This is a genomic window from Pseudomonas sp. HP_14 (assembly GCF_055283875.1).
Map to the genome: position 1 here is coordinate 114,786 of NZ_JBTOQI010000006.1, position 24,660 is coordinate 139,445.

Consider the following 24,660-nt stretch of genomic DNA (forward strand, 5'->3'; position numbering starts at 1 on the left):
TTCTACAGGCATAAAAAAACCCCGCCGAAGCGGGGTTTTTTAAGCGATTCAGTACAAGTTAGATAACTTGAACTTCTTCAGCTTGCATGCCTTTCTGACCGCGGGTAGCGATGAAAGAAACCTGTTGGCCTTCTTTCAGGCTTTTGAAGCCGTCGGATTGGATAGCTTTGAAGTGTACGAACAGGTCGTCACCGGATTGTGGAGTGATGAAGCCGAAGCCTTTTTCATCGTTGAACCACTTAACGGTACCAGTTTGGCGATTAGACATGGTGTATCTCCTTGGACAAAGTTAACTGCGACTCAGGAAGTGCCCTGGCCGAGACTGAGTGCAAAGAGCAGGAAAAATTCTTGGAGATGGTTGGATCGAAATTCAACATCGTGTAGAGATTCTCAGTGACACAAGCAACACAGTGACGCCACCTTAACGCTTTTTTTTGAACGTGCCAACAGCCAATTGAGGATTATTTCGATTAGTGCGCAAAGCATCCGTCGATGGCGTTCTTCAGCCTTTGAACCCTGCGCCTCGGCCCGGTAAGATGCCGGACATGTTTTTCCACCCAGCTATCAGGACATCGCCATGAGCATCAAATCGGACAAGTGGATTCGCCGCATGGCGCAAGAGCACGGCATGATCGAGCCTTTCGTCGAGCGCCAGATGCGTGGCGAAGGCGCAGACCGACTCATCTCCTATGGCGTGTCCAGCTATGGCTACGATGTGCGTTGCGCGGATGAATTCAAGGTTTTCACCAATATCAATTCCGCGACCGTTGATCCGAAGAACTTCGACGAGAAGAGCTTCGTGGACATCAAGAGTGACGTCTGCATCATTCCGCCCAACTCCTTTGCGCTGGCTCGCACCGTCGAATATTTCCGTATCCCGCGCAATGTGCTGACCATCTGCCTGGGTAAAAGCACCTATGCGCGCTGCGGAATCATCGTCAATGTGACGCCGCTTGAACCTGAGTGGGAAGGTCACGTAACGCTGGAGTTCTCCAACACCACGACCTTGCCGGCAAAAATCTACGCCAATGAGGGCGTGGCGCAGATGCTCTTTCTGGAGTCCGACGAAGAGTGCGAAGTGTCTTACAAGGATCGTGGCGGCAAGTATCAGGGGCAGCGCGGCGTCACACTGCCTCGCGCCTGACTGATATTTGTTACCGTTTAGCCTCTGGAAATTGAATTAGTCCTCATTTCGGCACTCTATTGACTGAATCGCTCCTCCTCGCGCCATGTGGGCAGGGGGATAGCGCTCAGGAGTGCCTTATGAAGAGACAATCGAATGCCAGCGCCCAGGGGGCTGACCCGCGAGAGAATCATGTGGGTCTGCTCGCCTTGTCGTTACTCGCCTATCCGCAGGCCAATATGGTTGGCGGAGTACCTGGGCAACCAGGCCCGGACACTCCGAACGAGTATCCTCAGCCTACCGAACCGGGGGAGCCGACGCTTCCGGATGAGCCGCCACCGGCTCCAGTCGCCTGAATTCATTGATTGTTCTGCTGGCGCATTCACTGGCCAGCAGGATGCTGTCTGGATGTTTTGAACGGCTGCGATCGGGTGTTGATCCAGGCTGAAAGCGCCAGCATGAATCGTTTCAGCCAGTTGCCCACACCGCCCCGTCACCTACCACGAAAATCTTGCTGTTCTGCTCGCGTTCAACGCTGTAGCCGCCGGTGAATGCGCCGAAAGCGGGTAGCAGGCTCGTGCGCTCGTTCAGATAAAAGCAAGGCAGCCTTAACCTTTGACGGCCGCGCCCCTGCAGGTGATAAACCGGATGCACATGCCCGGCCAGCACATGATGGGTGGGATGTGGATGAGGCTCGTGTTGCAGCGCAAAAGGTCCCAGCAGCAGGGGTTCTGGTACTGTTTCGATCATCAGATCCGAGGGTGGATCGCCTGCGTGTTTATCGTGATTGCCACGGATAAGCGTAATAGTCAGTTCAGGATGACGCGAACGCCACTCGCCAAGCGCCTGCAGGGTTGATGGGGTGCGCGACTGCCGGGCATGCAGGAAGTCGCCGAGGAATATCAATTGATCGCAGGGATAGCGCCGCAGCAACTGATCAAGGCGCTGCAAGTTGTCCTGGGTTGTGCCTTGGGGCACGGGTTGCCCAAGTGCTCGAAAGGCTGCTGCTTTGCCGAAATGAACATCGGCGATGAGCAATGCCCGGTAGGCGGGGTAATAAACGGCTTTTTCAGCGAGTAGCCAGATTTCAGCACCGTCCAGATGTACCGCGATGTAGGGGCTCATGGGGTATCAGGTCCGGCTGCTTTCTCCAAATCGCGAACCATCCTTGCTATTCGGTCAGCGAGTTTTTCCGAGCTCAGGCTTTCGCGCATCCGTTCTACCAACAGAGGAAAGGCCATCGGCGTGGCGCGCTTGATCAGGTGTACATCCAGCGTGCGTTGGTTGATACGCTGCAAAGTGTGCTCCAGTCTGGCAACGTCCAGTTCCTGACGCAAAACCTCTTCTTGAGCCTGCGTCAGCAACAGATTGCTTGCGTCGTATTGTTTGAACACTTCGAAGAACAACCCGCTTGAGGCCTGCAGCTGCCGATTGCTTTTGGGGGCGCCGGGATAGCCTGAGAAGACCAGCCCGGCAATACGGGCGATTTCGCGAAATCTTCTCAGAGCCAGTTCGCCTGCGTTAAGGCTGGACATGATGTCAGCGAGCAGATGCTCCTCACTGAACAGATCAGGGTGTAGCTGCGCCTGCCAATCCACCTCGGTGGCGCTGAGCAGCTCGAAGCCGTAGTCGTTGACGGCGATCGAGAATGTCAGTGGCGCATGACGACTCAGACGCCAGGCCAGCAGGCTGGCCAAACCCAGGTGTACATGGCGTCCGGCGAATGGATAGAGAAACAAGTGCCAGCCCTCGCGGGATTTCATGACTTCGGCGAGCAGCGTCTTTTCCCGGGGCAGGGCGGACCAATGCCGCTGCACTTCAAGCAAAGGCTTCACAGCCTGCATCTCAGGACTGATGAATATACCGCGCGCGGCTGCGTCGAGTTGGGTCACCACCGCATCGGCCAGTTCGCTCGAAAGCGGCATTCGTCCCCCATTCCAGCGTGGGACTGCGGCTTTCTTGCTGGTTGCCTTTTTTACATAAGCAGTCATGTTTTCCACACGAACCAGTTCCAGCAGGCGACCACCAAACAGGAAGCCATCGCCAGGTTTGAGGCGCGCAATGAAACCTTCTTCGACGCTGCCCAAAGAGCCTCCGCCGCCGCCTTTTTTCCAGTACTTCACGTTGATGCTGGCTTCGCTGACGATGGTGCCGATGCTCATTCGGTGACGCCGGGCGAGACGCGCATCGGGTACTCGCCATACGCCATTTTCATCCGGCTCTACGCGGCGGTAGTCCGGATAGGCTGTTAACGAGTTGCCACCGTGGAGCACGAAGGCCAAGGCCCATCGCCATTCGGCATCGGTCAGATCCCGGTAAGCCCAGGCACTGCGCACTTCAAGTAACAGCGCGTCAGGATCGAAACCGCCGCCCAGTGCCATGCTGACCAAATGCTGCACCAGCACGTCGAGGGGCTTATGGGGTGATTCTCTCGGCTCGATCATGCGCGCTGCAACAGCGTCATGAGCCGCAGCGGCTTCCACCAGTTCCAGGCTGTGAGTCGGCACCAGCGTGACACGTGAGGGGCGGCCGGGGGCGTGTCCAGAACGTCCGGCGCGCTGCATCAGCCGCGCAACACCTTTGGGCGAGCCGATTTGCAAGACCCGCTCCACGGGCAGGAAGTCCACCCCTAGATCGAGGCTGGAGGTGCACACCACCGCTTTTAGCTGGCCCTCCTTCAGGGCGCGCTCGACCCAGTCCCGGACTTCCCGCGCCAGTGAGCCGTGGTGCAGGGCAATCAAGCCTGCCCAGTCCGGGCGAGCTTCCAGCAGAGCCTGATACCAGACTTCCGACTGTGCGCGGGTGTTGGTGAACACCAGGCAGCTTGCGCTGCTGTCCACTTCCACCAGTACTTGCGGCAGCATGCGCAAGCCCATATGCCCGGCCCAAGGGAAGCGTTCGATGGAGGGTGGCAACAGGGTGTCCACTCGAAGTTCTTTGGTGATCTTGCCTTGTACGCTGACGCCGCCTTCGCCAACCAGCACTTCCTGTGCATGTTGTTGATTGCCAAGCGTCGCGGAAACGCCCCACACGATCAGATCCGGATTCCATTGACGCAAGCGGGCGATTGCGAGCTGTAGCTGCACGCCGCGCTTGTTGCCGATCAGTTCGTGCCACTCGTCAACGACCACCATTTTCAGGGTCGAGAACGTGCTTTGAGCGTCAGCGCGGGTCTGTAACAGGGTCAGGCTTTCGGGCGTGGTGATCAGTGCAGTCGGCAGGCGTCTGCCTTGTCGTGCGCGTTCACTGCTGCTGGTATCGCCGGTACGCAGGCCGACGGTCCAGGGGATGTCCAGATCCGCCAACGGCGCTTCCAGCGCTCTGGCAGTGTCGGCAGCCAGCGCGCGCATGGGCGTTATCCACAACACGCTGAGCGGTGTGGCAGGTGGTTTGCGCTTGCGGGGTTTGTCATCGGCTGGCGGCCTGACGGTTTGGGCGAAACGATTGAGCGCGGCGAACCATACGGCGTAGGTTTTACCAGAGCCGGTGCTTGCGTGCAGCAGGCCTGAGTGCCCCTGCTTAACGGCCGACCAGACCTCTTTCTGAAAAGGAAAGGGCTTCCAGCTGCGTTCCGAAAACCATCGCTGAGCGAAATCGGTGGGTCTGCTCATGCGCTGCTGTGTGCTCTGAAAGGGGGTATTTCAGAGACAGCGCAGATGGGGGATTAGTTGTGTTGGTTGTTGTTTGTTGGAGCGAGGCTTGCCCGCGAAGAACGATGACACGGCACGCCTGATGCGCCGCATTGTCTGGTTCGCGGGCAAGCCTCGCTCCAACAGGTTGCCGGTTACTTCAAATTCCCGCTCAAAAACTGCTGCAAGCGCTCGCTCTTCGGATTGCCCAGCACTTCATCCGGATGCCCGGACTCTTCGATCTGGCCCTGATGCAGGAATACGATCTGATTGGCGACTTTACGGGCAAAGCTCATTTCGTGGGTCACCATGATCATGGTTCGACCTTCTTCGGCCAGACCCTGAATCACTTTGAGTACTTCGCCGACCAGCTCGGGATCGAGTGCCGAGGTCGGCTCGTCGAACAGCATGATTTCGGGCTCCATTGCCAGCGCACGGGCAATCGCCACACGCTGCTGCTGACCGCCGGACAGGAAGGCCGGGTATTGGTCCGCGACGCGCTCCGGCAAGCCAACCTTGTCCAGATACTTGCGGGCACGGGCTTCGGCTTCCTCTTTGGAAACCCCCAGCACCCGGCGTGGTGCCATGGTGATGTTCTCCATCACAGTCATGTGTGCCCACAGGTTGAAATGCTGGAACACCATGGCCAGACGCGTGCGGATGCTTTGCAGCTCATCCGGGTCGGCGACGCGCATGTGGCCCCTGTCGCTCACCATGCGTACTTGCTTGCCGTCCAGGCTCATGGCGCCGTCGTTTGGCTGTTCAAGGAAGTTGATGCAGCGCAGGAAGGTGCTTTTGCCGGAGCCGCTGGCACCGATCAGGCAGATGACATCGCCGCTGCTGGCTTTGAGCGAAACACCTTTGAGTACTTTGTTGTCGCCGTAGCTTTTATGCAGGCCATCGATGGTCAGTTTGTACATGACAAGCAAGTCCTCAAGGAGAAAGTAGGTAGCCGCTACGGTAGGCTTCTGTGCCTGCGACGTGAGCGATGACCATGCCGGCAGTTGCCATGCGTCGTAGTGAGCGCGCATACAGAAGGCCGGGATTAAGCGTGTGGATCGGCGTGACGGCGTCGCTGATCGGGTCAATGATTTCCGCGATCAACTGGCCCGCCTCGACGTATTCGCCGGGTTGGGCGCAGAACACCAGTAACCCGCCAACGGGCGTAGCGACCGGTTCAACCGCCGCCAGTGGCGTGGCCGGATAAAGCAATTCAGGGGCGGCAGAGACGTCACCGCCAATGGCGCCGAAATGAATCAGGTAGTTGATCAGCGCCTGACAGTCGCGGCTGGCCAACGCATGATTGACGTCGCCCTGACCGCGCAATTCCAGAGTGACCGAAAAGCTGCCCATGGGGATAGCGAAGCGATCACCAAAGCGCTGCTGCAATTGCCACCAGACGAGGGTGAAGCATTCATCGAATGACTGACCGCCGGAGTCTGTCGCCAGCAGGCTGGCTTGAGCACCGAGGTACCGCGAAAGCATTTCCACCTGCGGCCAGGCTTCGGGCGTTGTGTACAGGTGCTCGACTGACTCGAAGTCGCAATGCAGGTCCAGAACCATGTCGGCATCACAAGCCAGACGCTGTAGCGTGAGACGTTGCGATTGCAGCTGCGTGGCGGCTGGCTGGGCTTGAAGCGCCTTGCTCAGGCTGCGGCGGATCAATTGGATGTTGTGCTGAGGGTCATCATTGAGTTGCGCTTCAACGTCGTCGCCCACGGCTGCGCTGAGGTCGGCGAACCAGCGGTTGAAGTTCTGTCCGCTTTCCAGCTCATATCGGCCCAGCGGAACGTCCATCAGGACCTGTTCCAGGCCGATAGGGTTGGCGACCGGCACGACGACAATTTCGCCGAGCAACAGACCAGCATTTTCCAGTTCGCTCAAGCGTTGCTTGAGGTACCAGGCGACCAGCATGCCCGGCAGCTCATCGGCATGCAGCGACGCCTGGATATAGATTTTGCAGACGCCGTCTTGCGGACCGTAATGAAAGCTATGGATTTGCCGCGCAGTGCCCGGCACCGGCGCGAGCAGGTCGTGGGTGTCATGACGCATGGGCAGGTCCTAGTGAGACGGGCCGAGAAAGGCCAGCCAGCGACGTTCGGCAAGACGGAACAGGCCGACCAGAATGAACGTGACGCACAGGTAAATCAGGGCGGCGATGCCGAACGACTGGAACGTCATGAAGGTGGCCGAGTTCGCATCCCGAGCGACCTTGAGAATGTCCGGCACAGTGGCGGTGAAGGCCACGGTGGTCGAGTGCAGCATCAGAATCACTTCGTTGCTGTAGAACGGCAACGAGCGACGCAAGGCCGACGGCATGATCACATACGCGTAAAGCTTCCAGCCAGTGAGCCCGTAGGCTTTGGCGGCTTCGACTTCACCGTGGTTCATGCTGCGGATCGAACCGGCGAAAATCTCAGTGGTGTACGCGCAAGTATTAAGGGCGAACGCCAGGATTGTGCAATTCATTGCGTCGCGGAAGAACGAATCGAGAATCGGCTGCGCACGCACGGCTTCGAGGCTGTAGATACCGGTATAGCAAATCAGCAACTGTATATAGAGAGGCGTGCCGCGAAACAGGTAGGTGTAAAACTGCACCGGCCAACGAACCCAGCAATTGCTGGAGACGCGGGCAATGGACAGCGGAATCGAGACCAGAAAGCCGATGGCGATCGAGGCGCTGAGCAGCCACATGGTCATGGCCAGCCCGGTAATGTGTACGCCATCGCTATAGAGGAAGGGGCGCCAGTATTCCTGAAGCAGTTCGATCATCGTTTAGCCTCCCGGCTGCCTGCGGAATACCGCCGTTCCGCCCAACGCAGGGCAAAGTTTGAAGCGCTGGTGATCAGCAGGTAGATCAATGCAGCAAGGACCAGGAAATAAAACAGTTGGTAAGTGCTTTTGCCTGCGTCTTGCGCGGCCTTGACTAGGTCAGCCAGGCCTATGATCGACACCAGCGCGGTGGCCTTGAGCAGCACCTGCCAGTTGTTACCGATACCCGGCAACGCGAAGCGCATCATTTGCGGGAATACCACATAGCGGAAACGTTGTGCGCGACTCAGGCCGTAGGCGGTGGCTGCTTCTACCTGGCCGCGCGGGACGGAAAGAATCGCGCCACGGAAGGTTTCAGTGAAGTAGGCGCCATAGATGAAGCCCAGCGTGATGACGCCCGCGCTGAAAGGGTCGATTTCGATGTAGTCCCATTCCATCGCGTCGGTCAGCTGACTCAGCCAGGTTTGCAGGCTGTAGAAAATCAGCAACATCAACACAAGGTCGGGCACGCCACGAATCAGGGTGGTGTAGAGCTGCGCCGGCATCCGCACGATAGCGGCGCCTGACAGTTTTGCACTGGCGCCGATCAGGCCGAGCACAATGCTCACCAGCAGCGACAGCAGCGATAATTTAACGGTCATCCACGTGCCTTCGAGCAGCAGAGGGCCGAAGCCTTTGAGGCTGAAAGACGAGAGTCCGAGGGTTTGCAGCAGTGTTTCGAACATGGGTAAAGCCTTTGACGGTCAATAAAACAAAACGCCCATGGAAATCGGCGGGGGATCATCGCCGAAAACCATGGGCGTCGGGGTGTTATTTACCGCTGTACAGATTCAGATCGCCGAAGTGCTTCTTCTGGATCTCGGCATATTTGCCGTCGTCGTGTAACGCTTTGATACCTTTATCCAACAGAGCCTTGAGCTCTTTGTTACCTTTCGCGATACCGATCGCTGTTTTCGAAGGCAACAATTCGCTGTCTACAGGCTCGCTGACTTCGTAATCAGCACCTTGTGGTGACTTCAGGAAGCCCAGTTCGGCCTGCAGCATGTCTTGGATGGAAGCATCGAGACGACCGGAAGTCAGGTCGGCATAAACCTGATCCTGGTTCTGGTAGGCCTGGGTTTTCACGCCAGCCTTGTCAAGCACAGCCTTGGCGTAGGCTTCCTGAATGGTGCCTTGCTCGTAGCCAACGGTTTTGCCTTTCAGGCTAGCCGGGTCGGCGGTCAGGCCTGCACCTTTTTTGAACACCAGCGAAGTTGGGCCGGAGAACAGCTCGTTGGAGAAGTCGATGACTTTTTCACGAGCCGGAGTCACGGTCATCGACGAGATAACGCCGTCGAATTTGCGGGCTTTCAGGCCAGGAATCATGCCGTCGAAATCGCTTTCAACCCACTTGCATTTAACTTTCAGCTCGGCGCAGATAGCGTTGCCCAAGTCGATGTCGAAGCCTACCAGGCTGCCGTCAGCGGCTTTTGATTCGAAAGGTGCATAAGAAGGATCCACGCCAAAACGCAGTTCCTTATATTCCTTGGCCATTGCATTACCAGCGGCCAGACAAACGGCCAATGCAGAGAGGGTCAGCCATGCTTTTTTCATCGTTCAGTCCTTAAAACCAAATTGAGCGTTGGGAACACGCGAGGCTTGCTACCGGCGGGTGCCAGACCCTTGAAAGTAGCAATTTCCGAACCAAAGATACGAACGTGCGTTTTAAATGTACGGAGTTGTCGCAATGTTGACTGACGACTTTGAGGTCGCTCCCTGTAGGAGTGTCCTGCTCGCGATAGCGTCGTGCCAGCAGCATTGAGCTTCAACTGGCCCCCCAATCGCGAGCAAGCTCACTCCTACAGAAGGTAGTGTCCTGCTCTAACAAGGTGCGCAGCTGTTTTGATGATCCAAAAAAGGGCGGAATCCTAACCCAACAGGTCCTGCAACGTCGACAGGCTATCGGCTTCGGCCACGGATTTATCCTGCCGCCAGCGCAGCATGCGCGGGAAACGTACTGCGATGCCGCTCTTGTGGCGCTTCGAAAGTGCGATGCCCTCGAAGCCCAGTTCAAACACGAGGCTTGGGGTAACACTGCTGACCGGGCCGAACTTCTCGATTGTGGTCTTGCGCACAATGGCGTCCACCTTGCGCATTTCTTCGTCGGTCAGCCCTGAATAGGCTTTAGCGAATGGCACCAATGTCCGCTCGCTTTGTTCGGGCGGGCCGTCCCACACCGCGAAAGTGTAATCGCTGTAAAGGCTGGCGCGCCTGCCATGGCCGCGCTGTGCGTAGATCAGCACGGCGTCGACGCTGAACGGGTCGACCTTCCACTTCCACCAGACGCCCATGTCTTTGGTTCGGCCGACGCCATACAGCGAGTCACGTGCCTTGAGCATCATGCCTTCCACGCCGAGACTGCGGGAGGCTTCGCGCTGAATGCTCAGGTCCTGCCAGTCCCTGCCACTGACAACAGGGGAGGCAAGCAGTACCGGGCTTTGGGTGCCAGCGACCAACTCCTCAAGCTGAGCGCGCCGCTCATGTTGCGGGCGGCTGCGCCAGTCGTGACCTTGCCATTCAAGCAAGTCGTAAGCGAGCACCACTACCGGTACTTCTTCGAGGATTTTCTTGCCCAGTGTTTTACGACCGATGCGTTGCTGGAGCAGGGCGAATGGCTGTACAGACGGTTGCGCCGGTGCGGAGGCGGGCAGGGATTCAGCGCTCAGGGCGAACTCTTTGTCGGGAGATTGAGATTGCTCCGCAGGTTTCCAGACCACGATTTCGCCATCAATGACGGTGCCGTCCGGCACGCTCTGGGCCAGGCTGTGCAATTCAGGAAACCGGTCGGTTACCAGTTCTTCACCACGAGACCAGATCCACAAGCGACCTTCGCGTTTCACCAACTGCGCGCGAATGCCGTCCCATTTCCATTCCACCTGCCAGTTATCCACCGACCCCAGCAGCGTTTCAAACTGATCCACTGGCTGCTGCAGGGCATGGGCAAGAAAGAATGGATAAGGCTGGCCGCCGCGCTGCGCATGCTCGTCCTCCGACTCCGCCGCGATCAGCTTGAGAAAGCCCTCGGCACTGGGGCTATGGGACAGGTCGGTGTAACCCACCAGTCGTTGCGCCACCCGCTTGCTGTCAATGTCAGCCATGGCCGCGAGAGCGCGAGTCACCAGCAGTTTCGACACCCCGACCCGAAAACTGCCTGTGATCAGTTTGATGCAGACCATCAGGCTGACCCGATCCAGCTGCGACCAGAACGTCGGTAGCCGCTCGATCAGTTCTTCAGGCGGAAGTCCGCGCAGCGGTAACAACTTTTCCTCCATCCACACCGCGAGCCCATCATCGGAACTGTGCTCGGCTTCGGGCAGCAGCAATGCCAGGGTTTCTGCCAGGTCACCCACCGCCTGATAGCTCTCTTCGAATAGCCATTCCGGCAGCTCGCCAAGGCTCATGGCCTGTTCCCGCAGCAGCTTGGTGGGCACCAGTTGGCGCGGCCGCCCGCCCGACAGAAAGTACACGGCCCATGCAGCGTCCTGCGGCGCGACGCTGGTGAAATAGTCACGCATAGCGGCGAGTTTGGCGTTGCTCGACGTGGTCGCGTCGAGCTTTGAATACAGTTCGGCGAAGGCTTTCATGCAGAAGCCTCGCTTGGTTTTGCGTCTGAAGTTGCCGGATCTTCCTCGTCGCCATATTCAGTGACGAAGCCCTGGGCATCGAGTCCGGACTCGCGCAGGTAACGCACCAGCACCGCCACTGAACCGTGAGTCACCATGACCCGCTCGGCGCCGGTCTGCTCGATTGCCCACAGCAATCCTGGCCAGTCAGCGTGATCGGACAGCACGAAACCCCGATCCACGCCGCGTCGTCTGCGAGTCCCACGTAACATCATCCAGCCGCTGGCGAAGGCATCGCTAAAGTCACCGAAGCGTTTCATCCAGGTACTGCCACCGGCTGACGGTGGTGCAAGGATCAAGGCCTGGCGCAGGGCCGGGTCGTTTTTCTGAAAATCACCAGCGTATTGGGTTTCGGGTATTCGCACCCCGGCCTCACGGTAAACCCGGTTCAAAGGTTCGACTGCACCATGGACCAGAATCGGGCCTATCTGAGGATCAATGCCGTGCAGGATGCGTTGCGCCTTGCCGAAGGAATAGGCGAATAACACGCTGGCCTTGCCGACAGCGGCGTTTGCCCTCCACCAGTCATTGATGCCTGCGAAGATTTGCGATTGAGGTTGCCAGCGATAGATCGGCAGGCCAAATGTCGATTCAGTGATGAACGTATGGCAACGCACCGGCTCAAACGGCGCACAGGTGCCATCCGGCTCGACTTTGTAATCGCCGGACGCGACCCAGACTTCGCCTTTGTACTCCAGCCGGACCTGCGCCGAACCCAGCACATGTCCCGCTGGATGCAGGCTCAGTTTTACGCCGTGGTGCAGCAGGGTTTCGCCATATGCCAGGGTTTGCAGGTTGATGTCCTGCCCTAGTCGCGAACGCAGAATGCCCTCACCGGGCGCGGCAGCCAGGTAGTGCTCATTACCGGTTCGCGCATGATCGCCATGGCCATGGGTGATGACTGAGCGTTCAACGGGACGCCAGGGATCAATGTAGAAATCGCCGGGTGGGCAATACAAACCTTCGGGACGCGCGATAACAAGATCCATGAAGTAACCGACTGGATGGGCTTGTTAGTTATGAGGGTGGGGCAGGGGAGGAAGTTCGAAGAACCTGAAGCTGACTGGTGGAACCCTGTAGGAGCTGCCGAAGGCTGCGATCGCGGTGTGTCAGGAAGATCGCAATCGCAGCCTTCGGCAGCTCCTACAGGGGGGGGATTCTACTTCCCAGGCACCAGCGTCAACCGCTTGCTGCCATAAGCCCGCTCGTAGTTCTGGGTTTGCAGCGGGATCGTCTGGTACTGGCCTTTTAGCCAAGGCTCGATGCTGTTGGTGTAATACGGGCTGGCCGGGTTGCCGGACTGACCGATGTTGATCAGGCTCAGCATCGGTTCAGCCTGGCCGAAGTCGATGATCATGCGCATGCTCGGCACCGCCTGGCTGTCGAAGTTCTGACCCCATGGATACGCCGCGATGTTCAGCGTGTTGTGGTCGCCCCCTGTTGCACTTGGGCCACGATTGAAACTGTTGGCCGCGAAGTCGCTGCTCTGCAGAGTCGAGCGATGCAGCTTGCCCCATTGCCAGGCTTTGCGATCAGTGCCCATCAGGCTGTCACCGGCAGTGATTGCTGCCGCCAGACTGCGGGCCAGAATCGCGGGCTTGTCTTCTTTCTGCGGAGTTTTCGCGTCATCCCAATACGGACTGTCTTCGCGACCCAACAAGTGATCGGCCTGGGCCGAGTACGACAGGCTGGCGTTCTGCACCAGCGCTTTCCACGCCGGGCTGCTTTCCGGGCCAAGCTCGTCAAGAAAGATCTGTTTGGCGCTTTCCTGCAGGAACAGCTCATAAAGAGCGGCGTCAGCAGAGGTCGGGGTGAGCTTGCCGTCGAACGCCATCAACCGGGTAAACGCTTCCCTGGCCTTGCTGCGTTCGGCTTCAGGCAAGGCGTCAATGGCTTGTTTCAGCGGTTTGACCATGCCCGGTGCTTCGAACATTTTTCTCAGCTTGGCGGCGAAAGTCGTGCTCTGGTCGTATTGCATGGCAATGACGCTGCGGGTGTCCTGCTTGCCACTGTTGGCCAGTTCGGCGATACGCTCGGCGCGCTCGGGGGCTTTCCACGAGTTGGACAACTGCATGCCGTAACCCTTGGGGAAGGTCCGCTGGTTGGCAGTAGCGATCCAGCCTTGCTGCGGGTTTTGATCATAAGGGTGCAGCATCGAATCGGCGAAGCCATCCCAGTCGTAACGGCTTTCCCAGCCCGGCGAAGGCAGTAGACCCAAGCCTTCACGGCGGTTCGGATAGCGACCGGTGACTTGCCAGGCGACGTTCGAGGCATCTGCGAACACCATGTTCAGTGCGATGGCGCGGATTTCACGGCTGGCATCAAACGCCTTGTCGACATTTGGCGCACGGGACAGATCGAAGAACGCGTCCAGACTCTTGTCGTCTTTGAAGTCAGGGGTTTGCAGCGCCAGACCCAGGCTGTTATTCAACTGACCTTCGCTCGGGTTGCTGTTGAGCAGCGCGCCGTGTCGGGTTTCGTAAACGGTTTCGCGGACGGGGCGGCCGCCTTTGACGAAGAAGGTTTCTTCGTGGGCAGCAGTGGGCAGCCACTTGCCATCGGCCAGATACATGAGGCGATTATTTTCGCGTTTCAGTTTTTCCAGAAACAGATCCTGGTTGTCGCCCATGACCGAGGCCACTGACCAGCCGAGCTTGCCGTTGAAGCCGCTAAGGATCAGCGGCAGACCGGCAACCGTAGCGCCCGCGGCCTGATATTTCGGGGCGCGGATTTGTACGAAGCTCCACGCGGAGTTCAATCCGGCAGGCAATTGCACGTCATTGGCCAGCAAGCTTTTGCCCGTGCGGCTGCGTTGCGGCGCGATCGCCCAGTTGCTGGAGGCGGCGATACCCAGCATGTTCAGGTCAGTCAATTGTCGGGCGACATTGTTCAGACCGCTTAGGCCGGGCACCTGCCCACCAAGGTTAAGACCCTTGAGCTTGTCGGCTTCGGAAAAGGGCAGTTCCTCATCCGGATAGGTCGGGACCAGCCAGACCAGTTTGTCCACCCCGACTTTTTGCGCCAATACCAGTGCGGACAGTTCTTCTTGCAGGTTTGCCGACTGACTGAAATTCAGCAGGCTGAAGATCAGCGCCGAGTCCTCAGGTTTCCAGTAGTCCGGGCGATAGCCGGAGCTGGCCAGATCGGCTGGCAACTTGTCGCGGTAGCGGAACAGATAGGCGTTGACGCCGCGGGCGTACACCTCAAAGAAACGCTGCAAACGTGGGGTTGAGGCGCTATAGAGCTCGCTGGCGCTTTTTTTCAGGTTCGCGGCGCGCATCAATCGGTCGATATCCAGTGCGCCCGGGCCTGCCATTTCGGACAGTCGACCCTGGGCCAGCAGGCGCATGGTCAACATCTGTGTGATGCGATCACTGGCGTGCACATAACCCAGAGTAAACAGTGCATCGTGGAAGGTGCTGCTTTCTATCAGCGGCATGCCGAGGTTGGTGCGCCGCAGGGAAACGTTTTGGGCCAGACCCTTGACCGCAACAGTGCCGGAGGCGGGCAGCAGCGATTCGCTGTCGCCACCGCCCAACTGGCAGCCTGTAAGGCTCAACAAACCCACCGTCGCGGCGGCAGCACCGAACCGGTTTACGACTTTGGAACGGGCTGGTGAGGCCATGGCAAAACTCCTGCGGGGGCTTAACGTATAAAAGGCGCTACGTTAGTGAGCGGGCAAGCACTGCGCAAGCGGGGGGACGGAGTTTATTTCAGGATTTTTCAAAGGTCGTGAGGCTATTTGCGACTGTATGAGGGGGACGAGGCAGTGTGTCAGGTTGACCGGCTCGCCAACAAGTTGCCTCCTGCCTGGACCGCGTGACGGCTCTTTTCGGTAGGAGCGAACTTGTTCGCGAGCCTTCAGGCCTGAGCCAGCGGTGGATTCACCTGATCAACCAGCGCATACGCCCGCTTCGTCGCCTCTCGATTACTGACTGCTTCGAACCAGCGCTTGAGGTGCGGGAAGTCGTTCAGATTCTGTTCCTGCCAGGTATGACGCGCGATCCACGGATAGATCGCCATGTCCGCAATGCTGTATTCACTGCCCGCGACGAACTCACGGTCTGCCAGGCGCTTGTCCAGCACGCCATAGAGGCGCGCGGTCTCATCAACATAGCGCTTGATCGCGTAAGGGATCTTTTCCCTGGCGAAGCGGTTGAAGTGGTGGTTCTGACCCGCCATCGGCCCCAACCCGCCCATTTGCCAGAACAGCCATTGCAGCGTTTCTTGTCGACCGCGCAGGTCCATGGGGATGAACTGGCCGGTTTTTTCAGCCAGATACAGCAGGATTGCCCCGGATTCAAACAGGCTGACCGGCTCACCTCCATCGGCGGGCGCGTGGTCAACGATGGCCGGTATTCGGTTGTTCGGGGAGATTTTCAGGAATTCGGGTTTGAATTGATCGTTCTGGCCAATATTGACCGGGAAGATCGTGTAAGGCAGACCTGCCTCTTCAAGAAACATAGACACTTTGTGGCCGTTGGGTGTGGTCCAGTAATGCAGATCGATCATCAGGAATTCCATCGGATGGCACGGAATTCCTGTTTTACTCCCTCATGCAGTGACCACACAAACGAAAACGGCCTGCAAGGCAGGCCGTTCGAGTACCACGGTCAGCTTACGCGCCGTGGCACTTCTTGAATTTCTTGTCGCTGCCGCACGGGCAAGGATCGTTGCGGCCAACGTCCTTCAGCGCGTTGCGTACCGGCTCCTGATGAGCATGGCCGCAGTTTGGACCGTGCACATGTCCATGCTGGTGGTCGTGGTGGGCATGGCCATGATCGTCATGATCGTGGTTGCAATCTGGGCCATGCACATGGGCTTGCTGGTTCATCGGGGTCACTCCGGAATAAAATCGCCGGGCATTATCTCGCCGTTGCGTCCAATACGCACGTTATGCCGAAACAAAAAGCCGGTTTTGAGCTTACCTTCGAGCCGATACTGGATTGGCTGATCGGTTTTTTTCAGCATTTTCGCTATCTGCTTCAAATCCTTCCAGAGGTTGGTCCTGATCGGCACGACGAAATTCCTCCGGCTTTGGCCATCGACCACAAACCAGTCGGTGGACTCGCCTTCGGCCAGCACCAGATCGTTAAGCATGATCTTGTAACGGAGGCTGCGCACCAGCACGCTTCTGTCGTTGGGGTTGTCGACCCGAAAGCGCAGCTTGAAGTCTTGCTGCAGCAGCTTTGCCTTGACCACCTCGACTTTGAGCAAGTGCACCTGAGGGTCCTGATAGTCGCTGACGCTTACCGACGAGCAACCATTCAGCATCGACAGCAGCAGGCCCAGGCTCAGGATTCGTATGACGTGCGCCTGTGAAAACATCTTCGTGCTCCATTTGAAGCCATAGTTTGACAAAGCGACTGCCCATTCCTTTTTGATAAAGCTGCGGCATACTTCTCGCACGTGCCCCCAGAGTATGACCAATGAATCTGTATGAAATTATATTCAGTGGCCAACTGGTCCCCGGCGCCCAACTGGAAAAGGTTCAGGCCAATCTGGGCAAACTGTTCCACAGCGACGCGCAGCGGCTGGAGCTGTTGTTCAGCGGGCGTCGACTGGTTCTGAAAAACAATCTCGACGGCGAGGCGGCAGAAAAATATCGTTCGACCCTGGAGCGCGCCGGAGCGCTGGTCGAAGTGCTGGAAATGCCGTCGTCCAGGCCTGAGCCAGATGCCGGAGCGGGTTCCATTGCTGCTCCACAGCCCGGCCGACTACAGATTACTCCTCGCGACGTGTACATGGCGGCTTTCGTGGCGGTCGATGCTCCGGATCTTGAAGTGTGCGAAGTGGGCAGCGATATGCAGGACGTTAAACCCGCCCCGGTTGCGCCTTCGCTGGACCTGTCCGGATTGAGCCTCGCACCAGCAGGCAGTGAACTTGGGCAGTTACCAAGCGTTCACTCCGGAGCTGTCCCGGATATTTCACATCTTTCGCTGGAATAGCTGCCACGGCTTCAGCTCATGTAGCTGGCGCAGCATTTCTTGTATTTCTGCTCACTGCCGCAGGGGCAGGCGTCATTGCGTCCGGCCTTGAGGCCAGCAGTTGGATCGATGAAGTACCAGCGGTCCTTATTCTGTACGAAAGACGAGCGCTCACGGTGGCTGTGTTCACCGCTGCCGTCATGCCAGCGTGCGGTGAAGGTGACGAAGGCGTGCTCGGGTTTGCCGCCAAATACTTCCGAGCTTTCCACTTCCAGCCCCAGCCATGTGCTTTGCAGGCTCCACTGCGTGATCGAGTCTCGGTCCAGGCCTGCTTTCTGCACCGGCAATGTGGTGTCGAGCAAATAGTCGATGAGCCCCAGGACATAGGCGCTGTAGCGTGAACGCATCAGTTTCTCCGCGCAGGGCGCGGGTTGGCCTGCGTGAAACGGACCGCAACAGGCTGCTAACAGATCCCCGCTACCGCAGGGGCAAATCGCGCTATTCATGACTTACCACCAGTATTTGCCGAAGTTCTCCGGGTTGGCCCAGAACCTTGCGTTGAGCCAGTCGGGCACTTGTTTGTATTCGCGTAAATCGTAGGTGTACAGCGTCAGCACCTGCTCATCGCGGGTAAAGCGTTCGCTGGCCTGCAAGGCCAGTGAGTAGAAGTCGGTGTCTCTCCAGCCGCAGGCCAGCAGATCGGCCAATACCGCAATGCGACTGGCGTTGAGGTTTCGGATGCCGCCAAGCAACTCCAGGCCTTCGCGCTTGTTGATGTGCTCCAGGCAATCGACTACGAGCGCCAGGTCGAACCGTTGTGCGGCCAGCTCTGCCGACAATAAACCGGGTTTGGCATGGGCCAGCAGCGTTTCGGGGTGGGCTTCCTGAAATGCCTGTAACGCAGGAAACGCCTCGGCTCCGATCAACAGCAGGCGCTTGGGGGCCTGCAAATCGAGCAGGGCGGCCAGTGCTTGCTGCGGCGTGCGCGTGGAAAAGCCTTCGCTCATCAAAAATCCTCTCTATGACCTGCAAGACTAGCGCGTGGCGAGGTATGGGCCTAGCCCGGGCGTTTCTGCAGGAACTGCCGAAGGCTGCGAAATCGGTGTGTCAGGTAGATGGGATCGCAGCCTTCAGCAGCTCCTACAGGGATTCTATTTGCCTGATAAACCGGTAAACCCCAATAAAACAAGGCGAAAAGTGGCGAACTGGCATTTTGCTGTCTTTACTTCTTGAGCGGCGGATTCGGCCGAACCCTTGGGAGAAAAATTAATGAGAATAATTCGAACAGCGTTACCTCTTATTTTAGTCACCAGTGTTTTGACCGGTTGTGCGGGTTTGCAGAAGACTGACTGGCCGCTCTGTGCATTGGGTGGGGGTGTGGCAGGTGCTGCGGCAGGCGCGTTCCAGAGCGCTGCGGTCGCAGCCAGTCTGGGCGGTGCAGTGGGTGTCATGGCTGGCGCGTATTGCTGGGTTCACGGCGATGGCGACGATGATGGCGACGGGGTGAAAAACAGCGTCGACAAATGCCCTGATACACCTAAAGGTGTTGCAGTCGATGCGACAGGTTGCCCACTGACCCCTCCGGCACCGCCTGCTGTCATTGAAGAAGTGGTGGTGGTCAAAGAGGAAGTCATTGTGATCAATGACGTGCTGTTCGAGTTTGACTCTGCGCGTCTGACCGCAGCCGACAAGTCGAAGCTCGACCTGATTGCGACTCGCCTGAAACGCGAAGCACCGAGCGCGCAGTTGCGCGTCAGCGGTCATACCGACAGCGTTGGCAGCGATGCCTACAACCAGAAACTGTCTCAGAAACGTGCTGTTTCGGTCACTGATTACCTGGTCAGTTCCGGAATCCCGCGCAGTGCATTCGTTTCGGTAGAAGGTGATGGTGAAGCCCGTCCGGTTGCTGACAACTCAACCGCCAGCGGCCGTTCGCTAAATCGTCGCGTAGAAATCCTTATCAACCGTTAACGCGGTTGCTCCAGCCGTTGGCCCGGCACCCTGCCGGGCCAATTCCGATTCAGCCGTTCGGCGGTTGTTCTTCGCGTCAGATTAATTTTCAACCGGGTGCTGGCAAATTTCACAGTGCAGGCGTTTACTGTGCGCGCAGAAAAATTACGCAACGATAAGCGTTTGCAGACATAACAATAGGGGCAGGCTCAGGCAATGAAGGTGTTTTGGGGATTGGGAAAACTGTTGACTGCAGCTTTCTGGCTGGTGGTGTTATTTAATCTGGTAGTGGTGCTACCGACTCCGTTCGCTCTTCTGATCAAACTTGCAGGCAGCCTGTTAGCGGTGATTCATGTCGCCGAATTGCTGCTGTTCAATGGCAGCCTGCGCGGGCGTCCACGTCCCTGGCGCGACCGTCTGCATATCCTGTTGTTCGGTATCTTCCACCTTCAGTCTTTCCCGAAAAAAATCCCGGAGGCCGCTCATGCGTAAGCTTTGTCTGCTGGCTGCCTTGTGCAGTCCCCTGGCCATGGCCCAAACCATCAACGTCGAGTCGCACTCGCTGATGCGCTTGCCAAGTCAGGCCAGTGTGCTGCAACTGGAGCGCCTGGAAGTTGCTGACTACGGCACTTTGCTCATCCCGTCAGGCCTTACCGAAGTTAAAGTCGACCAACTGGTACTGGGCCACGAGGCACGTATCGCCATCGTGCCGAGCAGTCAGCCGCTTAATCTGGTGGTCGGTCATGGTCAGCTTGGCACGGGTAGCCAGATCACTGCTCGCGGTGCGCCGGGTACCTATGAAAAACCGCCTTTGCCGGGTCGTAACCTGACGTTGCGTGTCGAGCATCTGCAGGGCGACGAACTGTTTGTCGATGCACGAGGTGGCGCTGGTTCGCCGGGCTATGTCGGGCTCGATGGCGCCAACGGCAAAGCCCCGGGTTGCACCTGGGGCAGCGCCGGTCGCGGCTTTGATGGCGACAACGGTGGCAATGGTCATGACGGCGCTGCGGGTGCCCAGGTGCGTCTCGAACTGCCGCGAGATTACCCAGTTGAGCGCATCAAGGTTGACGTTCAGGGCGGTGCTGGTGGTTTGGCCGGTGCTGGCGGCAAACCGGGCAAAGGCGGCGCTTCCAAAGGATGCATCGTTTACCGGGCTGATGGCGGCAAAGCCGGGCGCGCGGGTGAAGCGGGCCAACCTGGTGCAGCCGGGCCTGCGGGGGCGCTTACGTTGCAGCGGTTGTAAGCTGCCGCCTCGCGAACAAGTTCGCTCCTACCGGATAGGGCCGTGTCACGCGGTTCAGGTAGGAGGCAACTTGTTGGCGAGAGGCTTGACGCGGTGATTCAGTCTTGCCGCCTCGAAAACAAGCTTGCCTCAGGGGGCGCGTTACAAATGGGGACGGGCCGCCGCGATAGCGACCACCGCTAACCCGACCAGCAAGTTGATCCCCACCAGCCGGCGAATCCTGCCAAGAGCAGCAGCGCCTTCAGCCCATTGCTCAGCCTCTACCGCCTTGCGCAGTTCCGGCAGTTGCAGTGACTGAATGCGAATGAACAGTGCGGTCATCACGACATAAAGCCCCATCATTACCTGCACGTAGCGCGGCGCGGTTTCGAAGCTGACGAACTGCAAGTGGATCATGCCTACGCCGGTAATCGGCAAGACCACCACCACTGCCCAGACCCAGACAAAAAAGCGTGGGAACACTTCCAGCCACAATTTCAGTCGCTGTGGCCCCTGCAATGCGCTGACGACCGCTGGTCGCAAGACCATCCAGGCGAAAAACATGCCGCCAACCCATACCAGTGCGGCCAAAACATGCAGGGTGTAGACGAGGGAAAAAGGTGTCATCAGGTACTCCGTTCTGCGCGGATGGAATTTGCGGGGTATGATAGCCGCCTGCTGGAACTACTGAAGATATATCCAGCCTTTTGCGCTTTAATTTTCACCTATGCCTGTACAGTCTGTGTAGCGCCCCGAGCCAACGACCGAACCCATGATCAGCAACGAACTCAAATCCCAGATTCAGGGCGCCTACTCGCGTTTCCTCGAAGCCAAGAGCCTCAAGCCGCGCTATGGCCAGCGTCTGATGATCGCCGAGGTCGCCAAAGTGCTGGGCGATATCGACACCGATGAAGAAGGCCGTCGCACCAGTGATCCTGCCGTTGTCGCGGTAGAAGCGGGCACCGGTACCGGCAAGACCGTGGCTTACGCCATTGCAGCGATCCCGACCGCCAAACTGGCGGGCAAACGTCTGGTGATCGCCACCGCGACCGTCGCCCTGCAAGAGCAGATTGTCCACAAGGACCTGCCTGATCTGATGCGCAACAGCGGGCTGAACTTCACGTTCTCCCTGGCCAAGGGGCGGGGCCGCTATATGTGCCTGTCCAAGCTCGACATGCTGCTCCAGGAAGGTAACGCAACCAACGCCACTGCGCAGCTTTTCGAAGAAGAAGGCTTCAAGATCGAGGTCGATGAGGCCAGTCAGAAACTTTTCACCAGCATGATCGAAAAGCTCGCTGGCAATAAGTGGGACGGCGACAGGGACAGCTGGCCGCAGGCGCTGGAAGATCAGGATTGGGCGCGGCTGACTACCGATCACAGCCAGTGCACAAATCGTCATTGTCCGAATTTTCAACAATGCGCCTTCTATAAAGCCCGCGAAGGTATGGGAAAAGTCGACGTGATCGTGACGAACCACGACATGGTCCTGGCGGATCTGGCCTTGGGGGGCGGTGCTGTATTGCCCGATCCGCGTGACACTTTGTATGTATTCGACGAAGGACACCACTTGCCTGACAAGGCCATCGGCCATTTCGCACATTACACGCGGCTTCGTTCTACCGCGGATTGGCTGGAGCAGACCGCCAAGAACCTGGCCAAGTTGCTGGCTCAGCACCCACTGCCGGGTGACTTGGGGAAATTGATCGAGCAAGTGCCCGAACTGGCGCGCGAGATCAAGGCGCAGCAACAGTTCATGTTCAGCGCTTGCGAACAACTGGCTGACTTCCGTGCCGGTGAAGACATGCAGGGGCGCGAGCGTCCACGGCATCGGTTCATTGGCGGCGTAGTACCCGAGCATATTCGTGAAATGGGTGTCGAGCTGAAAAAGGGCTTTGCCCGGCTCGATGATCTGTTCACTCGCCTGGCCGACTTGCTCAAAGAGGGCATGGATGGCGAGGTCAACATCGGCATTGCCAGCCATCAGGCCGAAGAATGGTATCCGCTATTTGGCAGCCTGCTGGCCCGGGCCCATGGCAACTGGGAACTATGGACGGCGTTCACCGCTGAAGATCCGGAAGACAGCCCGCCCATGGCGCGCTGGCTGACCCTGGCCGACAGCGGGGCGTTGTTTGATATCGAGGTTAATGCCAGCCCGATTCTGGCCGCTGAAATGTTGCGCCGTAATCTCTGGAACGTTGCCTACGGTGCGCTGGTGACTTCCGCGACCCTGACTGCGCTGGGTAAATTCGATCGCTTCCGTATGCGCGCCGGTTTGCCCAAGGTTGCGGTCACGGCCGTTGTTCCGAGTCCGTTTCATCATGCTGACGCCGGGGTATTACGCGTACCTGACCTCAAGGCCGATCCGCGTGATTCCGTGGCGCATACCGCCGCGATCATCCGGGAGTTGCCCGGTCTGGTGGAAGGCTCGCGAGGCACTCTGGTGCTGTTCTCTTCCCGCAAACAGATGCAGGACGTCTTTGACGGTTTGGAGCGTGACTGGCGCAAGCAGGTGTTTATCCAGGGCAATTTGTCCAAACAGGAAACGCTTAACAAGCACAAAGCACGGGTTGATGGAGGGGATTCCAGTGTGCTGTTCGGCTTGGCGAGCTTTGCTGAAGGTGTCGATTTGCCCGGCGCGTATTGCGAGCATGTGGTGATCGCCAAGATTCCTTTTGCTGTGCCGGACGATCCCGTCGAGGCAGCACTGGCTGAGTGGATCGAGGCCCGTGGTGGTAATCCTTTCATGGAAATCGCCGTACCGGATGCTTCATTGCGGCTCGTGCAGGCATGCGGTCGGTTGCTGCGTACCGAAGAGGATCGCGGCACCATCACGCTGCTGGATCGGCGCGTGGTGACGCAGCGTTACGGTAAGGCGATTCTGAATGCACTACCGCCGTTTCGGCGAGAAATTTCCTGAGGGAAGCAAAACCTGGTAAGAGCGAACCTGTCCGCGAGGCGGTTTGGCAGGCGATGCTTGTTTGTCGTTTGTGCCGACGCTTCGCGAACAAGTTCGCTCCTACCGTTCAGGGGCTATGGAGTCCCGCATCAGTTCACAAACCCCTCAATCGCTGAAACAATGCACACCATTTTTTGATCAGCCAGTCCGGGAGCCAACGGGTGCAGATTCAGGGTCATTTCGAGCTTAAATTTGAGGCCGTGCGCGAAGCTTTCGCGGCGCTCTTCGAGGACACTCAGGAGCGTGGCGCAGCGCTGTGCATTCAGGTCGGTGGCGAAACGGTCATCGACCTCTGGGCTGGCACGGCTGACAAGGACGGCGCAGAGGCCTGGCACAGCGATACCATCGCCAACCTGTTTTCCTGCACAAAGCCCTTTGCTGCGGTCACTGCCCTGCAACTGGTCGGTGAGAGCAAGCTGAAACTCGACGAACCCGTCGCCCGCTTGTGGCCTGAGTTTGCAGAAGCAGGCAAAGGTGCGATTACCTTGCGCCAATTGCTGTGTCATCAGGCAGGTCTCCCTGCGCTGCGTCACATGCTCCCCGCTGAAGCGCTTTATGACTGGACGGCAATGACCGATGCGCTGGCTGCTGAGGAACCCTGGTGGACGCCTGGACATGGCCACGGCTATGCCGCGATTACTTACGGCTGGTTGGTTGGCGAAGTGTTGCGTCGTGCCGATGGGCGCGGGCCGGGCGAAGCCATTGCTGCGCGGATTTCCCGACCGTTGAACCTGGATTTCCATGTCGGCCTGGCTGATGAAGAGTTTTACCGCGTTGCGCATATCGCTCGCAGCAAAGGCAACGCTGGCGACGAATCTGCGCAGCGTCTGCTGCAGACCACTCTGCGCGAGCCGACATCAATGACCGCACGGGCGTTTACCAACCCGCCGTCGATCATGACCAGTACCAACAAACCTGAGTGGCGGCGCATGCAGCAGCCTGCTGCCAACGGGCACGGTAACGCTCGCAGTCTTGCGGGTTTCTACAACGGCTTGCTCGATGGCAGCCTGCTGGAGCCCGAGCTGCTCAATGAGCTGACTCGCGAGCACAGTGTGGGCCAGGACAAGACCCTGTTGACTCAGACGCGCTTCGGTCTGGGTTGCATGCTTGATCAGCCCGATGTTTCCAACGCCACGTACGGCCTGGGTCCGAAAGCTTTTGGCCATCCGGGCGCCGGTGGATCCATTGGCTTTGCTGATCCTGATCACGACGTCGCATTCGGCTTTGTGACAAATACGTTGGGGCCTTATGTGCTGATGGATCCCCGTGCTCAGAAGCTGGTGCGAGTGCTAGGTGAGTGTTTGCGCTAAGTTGTCGTCATAAGTGCTTGTTTAATACCGACTGTCAGTTAATACCCCGGAACAGGAACCGTGCGACGGTTTCCTTTTCCAACAGCCTGTTTATGCGTGTTATATGGGC

General features: G+C 58.2%; 25 protein-coding genes. 8 read left to right on the forward strand and 17 right to left on the reverse strand.

The annotated features are described in order from the left end of the window. Positions 1-58 precede the first annotated feature (58 nt). Positions 59-268 carry a cold-shock protein gene (locus ACYASS_RS06485; protein WP_002554837.1) on the reverse strand — a complete coding sequence of 70 codons (210 nt, stop codon included), beginning with the start codon at positions 266-268 and terminating at the stop codon, positions 59-61. Between the two features lie 309 nt (positions 269-577). On the opposite strand from ACYASS_RS06485, the gene dcd reads away from it, so the two are divergent. Together dcd and ACYASS_RS06495 are read left to right on the forward strand one after the other, a co-directional pair. Further along, on the forward strand, positions 578-1,144 hold the full coding sequence (gene dcd, locus ACYASS_RS06490; RefSeq protein ID WP_111757808.1) for a dCTP deaminase: 567 nt from the start codon (positions 578-580) through the stop codon (positions 1,142-1,144). Between the two features lie 119 nt (positions 1,145-1,263). Then, positions 1,264-1,479 (forward strand): hypothetical protein, encoded by a 216-nt coding sequence (locus tag ACYASS_RS06495; RefSeq protein ID WP_122666029.1) that lies wholly within the window; start codon positions 1,264-1,266, stop codon positions 1,477-1,479. Between the two features lie 112 nt (positions 1,480-1,591). Here ACYASS_RS06495 and pdeM read toward each other — a convergent pair whose 3' ends face one another. The 13 genes from pdeM to ACYASS_RS06560 form a co-directional block, all read right to left on the reverse strand. Further along, on the reverse strand, positions 1,592-2,248 hold the full coding sequence (pdeM, locus tag ACYASS_RS06500) for a ligase-associated DNA damage response endonuclease PdeM (protein WP_243245484.1): 657 nt from the start codon (positions 2,246-2,248) through the stop codon (positions 1,592-1,594). Next, positions 2,245-4,734, reverse strand: coding sequence for a ligase-associated DNA damage response DEXH box helicase (locus ACYASS_RS06505; protein ID WP_463585521.1), 2,490 nt, complete (start codon positions 4,732-4,734; stop codon positions 2,245-2,247). Before ACYASS_RS06505 ends, pdeM begins: the two co-directional genes overlap by 4 nt. A gap of 173 nt (positions 4,735-4,907) precedes the next feature. Beyond that, positions 4,908-5,672: an ABC transporter ATP-binding protein gene (locus ACYASS_RS06510; protein ID WP_243245482.1), complete on the reverse strand. Its 765-nt coding sequence runs from the start codon at positions 5,670-5,672 to the stop codon at positions 4,908-4,910. A 13-nt stretch (positions 5,673-5,685) separates the two neighbouring features. After that, positions 5,686-6,804, reverse strand: coding sequence for a succinylglutamate desuccinylase/aspartoacylase family protein (locus ACYASS_RS06515; RefSeq protein WP_463585522.1), 1,119 nt, complete (start codon positions 6,802-6,804; stop codon positions 5,686-5,688). Between the two features lie 9 nt (positions 6,805-6,813). Continuing rightward, positions 6,814-7,524, reverse strand: a complete 711-nt coding sequence (locus tag ACYASS_RS06520; protein ID WP_243245480.1) for an ABC transporter permease — start codon at positions 7,522-7,524, stop codon at positions 6,814-6,816. Then, the gene (locus tag ACYASS_RS06525) at positions 7,521-8,249 is read right to left on the reverse strand and encodes an ABC transporter permease (protein ID WP_243245479.1); all 729 of its coding nucleotides are present in this window, start codon (positions 8,247-8,249) and stop codon (positions 7,521-7,523) included. Before ACYASS_RS06525 ends, ACYASS_RS06520 begins: the two co-directional genes overlap by 4 nt. A gap of 85 nt (positions 8,250-8,334) precedes the next feature. After that, positions 8,335-9,117: a transporter substrate-binding domain-containing protein gene (locus ACYASS_RS06530; RefSeq protein WP_122666023.1), complete on the reverse strand. Its 783-nt coding sequence runs from the start codon at positions 9,115-9,117 to the stop codon at positions 8,335-8,337. 314 nt (positions 9,118-9,431) lie between these two features. After that, positions 9,432-11,147 carry an ATP-dependent DNA ligase gene (locus tag ACYASS_RS06535; RefSeq protein ID WP_463585523.1) on the reverse strand — a complete coding sequence of 572 codons (1,716 nt, stop codon included), beginning with the start codon at positions 11,145-11,147 and terminating at the stop codon, positions 9,432-9,434. Then, a complete protein-coding gene (locus tag ACYASS_RS06540) occupies positions 11,144-12,175 on the reverse strand; it encodes a ligase-associated DNA damage response exonuclease (protein ID WP_463585524.1) in 1,032 nt (343 codons plus the stop codon). Before ACYASS_RS06540 ends, ACYASS_RS06535 begins: the two co-directional genes overlap by 4 nt. A gap of 170 nt (positions 12,176-12,345) precedes the next feature. After that, positions 12,346-14,811, reverse strand: coding sequence for a penicillin acylase family protein (locus ACYASS_RS06545; RefSeq protein WP_463585525.1), 2,466 nt, complete (start codon positions 14,809-14,811; stop codon positions 12,346-12,348). Positions 14,812-15,047: 236 nt separating this feature from the next. After that, positions 15,048-15,698 carry a glutathione binding-like protein gene (locus tag ACYASS_RS06550; protein WP_463585526.1) on the reverse strand — a complete coding sequence of 217 codons (651 nt, stop codon included), beginning with the start codon at positions 15,696-15,698 and terminating at the stop codon, positions 15,048-15,050. 106 nt (positions 15,699-15,804) lie between these two features. Beyond that, positions 15,805-16,020, reverse strand: coding sequence for an SEC-C metal-binding domain-containing protein (locus tag ACYASS_RS06555; protein ID WP_087269191.1), 216 nt, complete (start codon positions 16,018-16,020; stop codon positions 15,805-15,807). Between the two features lie 5 nt (positions 16,021-16,025). Further along, a complete protein-coding gene (locus ACYASS_RS06560; protein WP_463585527.1) occupies positions 16,026-16,514 on the reverse strand; it encodes an LEA/WHy family protein in 489 nt (162 codons plus the stop codon). Between the two features lie 101 nt (positions 16,515-16,615). Between ACYASS_RS06560 and ACYASS_RS06565 the strand changes: the two genes are divergently transcribed. After that, positions 16,616-17,134 carry a hypothetical protein gene (locus ACYASS_RS06565; protein WP_463585528.1) on the forward strand — a complete coding sequence of 173 codons (519 nt, stop codon included), beginning with the start codon at positions 16,616-16,618 and terminating at the stop codon, positions 17,132-17,134. 11 nt (positions 17,135-17,145) lie between these two features. Here ACYASS_RS06565 and ACYASS_RS06570 read toward each other — a convergent pair whose 3' ends face one another. Continuing rightward, positions 17,146-17,619: a YchJ family protein gene (locus ACYASS_RS06570; protein WP_463585529.1), complete on the reverse strand. Its 474-nt coding sequence runs from the start codon at positions 17,617-17,619 to the stop codon at positions 17,146-17,148. A gap of 3 nt (positions 17,620-17,622) precedes the next feature. Beyond that, positions 17,623-18,120: a DUF6231 family protein gene (locus tag ACYASS_RS06575; RefSeq protein ID WP_463585530.1), complete on the reverse strand. Its 498-nt coding sequence runs from the start codon at positions 18,118-18,120 to the stop codon at positions 17,623-17,625. 262 nt (positions 18,121-18,382) lie between these two features. Between ACYASS_RS06575 and ACYASS_RS06580 the strand changes: the two genes are divergently transcribed. From ACYASS_RS06580 to ACYASS_RS06590, 3 genes are all read left to right on the forward strand, one after another. Next, positions 18,383-19,084, forward strand: coding sequence for a PA1041 family peptidoglycan-binding anchor lipoprotein (locus tag ACYASS_RS06580; protein WP_243245470.1), 702 nt, complete (start codon positions 18,383-18,385; stop codon positions 19,082-19,084). A 195-nt stretch (positions 19,085-19,279) separates the two neighbouring features. After that, positions 19,280-19,555 (forward strand): DUF1145 domain-containing protein, encoded by a 276-nt coding sequence (locus tag ACYASS_RS06585; protein WP_463585531.1) that lies wholly within the window; start codon positions 19,280-19,282, stop codon positions 19,553-19,555. Further along, complete coding sequence (locus ACYASS_RS06590; protein ID WP_463585532.1) at positions 19,548-20,306, forward strand: collagen-like protein; 759 nt, start codon at positions 19,548-19,550, stop codon at positions 20,304-20,306. Before ACYASS_RS06585 ends, ACYASS_RS06590 begins: the two co-directional genes overlap by 8 nt. 141 nt (positions 20,307-20,447) lie before the next feature. Here the strand turns inward: ACYASS_RS06590 and ACYASS_RS06595 are convergent, their stop codons facing one another. Next, the gene (locus tag ACYASS_RS06595) at positions 20,448-20,912 is read right to left on the reverse strand and encodes a CopD family protein (RefSeq protein WP_463585533.1); all 465 of its coding nucleotides are present in this window, start codon (positions 20,910-20,912) and stop codon (positions 20,448-20,450) included. 145 nt (positions 20,913-21,057) lie between these two features. Here ACYASS_RS06595 and dinG point away from each other — a divergent pair, with 145 nt between their 5' ends. Both dinG and ACYASS_RS06605 read left to right on the forward strand, forming a co-directional pair. Continuing rightward, on the forward strand, positions 21,058-23,202 hold the full coding sequence (gene dinG / locus ACYASS_RS06600) for an ATP-dependent DNA helicase DinG (protein WP_463585534.1): 2,145 nt from the start codon (positions 21,058-21,060) through the stop codon (positions 23,200-23,202). Positions 23,203-23,402: 200 nt separating this feature from the next. Then, on the forward strand, positions 23,403-24,551 hold the full coding sequence (locus ACYASS_RS06605; protein WP_463585535.1) for a serine hydrolase domain-containing protein: 1,149 nt from the start codon (positions 23,403-23,405) through the stop codon (positions 24,549-24,551). Positions 24,552-24,660: the final 109 nt, after the last annotated feature.

Bases quoted from the DNA above. Each gene is read 5' to 3' on its own strand.
- ACYASS_RS06545 (WP_463585525.1), bottom strand. From the start codon at position 14,811: ATGGCCTCACCAGCCCGTTCCAAAGTCGTAAACCGGTTCGGTGCTGCC.
- ACYASS_RS06510 (WP_243245482.1), bottom strand. From the start codon at position 5,672: ATGTACAAACTGACCATCGATGGCCTGCATAAAAGCTACGGCGACAAC.
- ACYASS_RS06505 (WP_463585521.1), bottom strand. From the start codon at position 4,734: ATGAGCAGACCCACCGATTTCGCTCAGCGATGGTTTTCGGAACGCAGC.
- dinG (WP_463585534.1), top strand. From the start codon at position 21,058: ATGATCAGCAACGAACTCAAATCCCAGATTCAGGGCGCCTACTCGCGT.
- ACYASS_RS06530 (WP_122666023.1), bottom strand. From the start codon at position 9,117: ATGAAAAAAGCATGGCTGACCCTCTCTGCATTGGCCGTTTGTCTGGCC.
- ACYASS_RS06560 (WP_463585527.1), bottom strand. From the start codon at position 16,514: ATGTTTTCACAGGCGCACGTCATACGAATCCTGAGCCTGGGCCTGCTG.
- ACYASS_RS06590 (WP_463585532.1), top strand. From the start codon at position 19,548: ATGCGTAAGCTTTGTCTGCTGGCTGCCTTGTGCAGTCCCCTGGCCATG.
- ACYASS_RS06495 (WP_122666029.1), top strand. From the start codon at position 1,264: ATGAAGAGACAATCGAATGCCAGCGCCCAGGGGGCTGACCCGCGAGAG.
- ACYASS_RS06580 (WP_243245470.1), top strand. From the start codon at position 18,383: ATGAGAATAATTCGAACAGCGTTACCTCTTATTTTAGTCACCAGTGTT.
- ACYASS_RS06570 (WP_463585529.1), bottom strand. From the start codon at position 17,619: ATGAATAGCGCGATTTGCCCCTGCGGTAGCGGGGATCTGTTAGCAGCC.
- ACYASS_RS06520 (WP_243245480.1), bottom strand. From the start codon at position 7,524: ATGATCGAACTGCTTCAGGAATACTGGCGCCCCTTCCTCTATAGCGAT.
- dcd (WP_111757808.1), top strand. From the start codon at position 578: ATGAGCATCAAATCGGACAAGTGGATTCGCCGCATGGCGCAAGAGCAC.
- ACYASS_RS06585 (WP_463585531.1), top strand. From the start codon at position 19,280: ATGAAGGTGTTTTGGGGATTGGGAAAACTGTTGACTGCAGCTTTCTGG.
- ACYASS_RS06535 (WP_463585523.1), bottom strand. From the start codon at position 11,147: ATGAAAGCCTTCGCCGAACTGTATTCAAAGCTCGACGCGACCACGTCG.
- ACYASS_RS06595 (WP_463585533.1), bottom strand. From the start codon at position 20,912: ATGACACCTTTTTCCCTCGTCTACACCCTGCATGTTTTGGCCGCACTG.
- ACYASS_RS06575 (WP_463585530.1), bottom strand. From the start codon at position 18,120: ATGAGCGAAGGCTTTTCCACGCGCACGCCGCAGCAAGCACTGGCCGCC.
- ACYASS_RS06550 (WP_463585526.1), bottom strand. From the start codon at position 15,698: ATGATCGATCTGCATTACTGGACCACACCCAACGGCCACAAAGTGTCT.
- ACYASS_RS06525 (WP_243245479.1), bottom strand. From the start codon at position 8,249: ATGTTCGAAACACTGCTGCAAACCCTCGGACTCTCGTCTTTCAGCCTC.
- ACYASS_RS06540 (WP_463585524.1), bottom strand. From the start codon at position 12,175: ATGGATCTTGTTATCGCGCGTCCCGAAGGTTTGTATTGCCCACCCGGC.
- pdeM (WP_243245484.1), bottom strand. From the start codon at position 2,248: ATGAGCCCCTACATCGCGGTACATCTGGACGGTGCTGAAATCTGGCTA.
- ACYASS_RS06515 (WP_463585522.1), bottom strand. From the start codon at position 6,804: ATGCGTCATGACACCCACGACCTGCTCGCGCCGGTGCCGGGCACTGCG.
- ACYASS_RS06485 (WP_002554837.1), bottom strand. From the start codon at position 268: ATGTCTAATCGCCAAACTGGTACCGTTAAGTGGTTCAACGATGAAAAA.
- ACYASS_RS06565 (WP_463585528.1), top strand. From the start codon at position 16,616: ATGAATCTGTATGAAATTATATTCAGTGGCCAACTGGTCCCCGGCGCC.
- ACYASS_RS06555 (WP_087269191.1), bottom strand. From the start codon at position 16,020: ATGAACCAGCAAGCCCATGTGCATGGCCCAGATTGCAACCACGATCAT.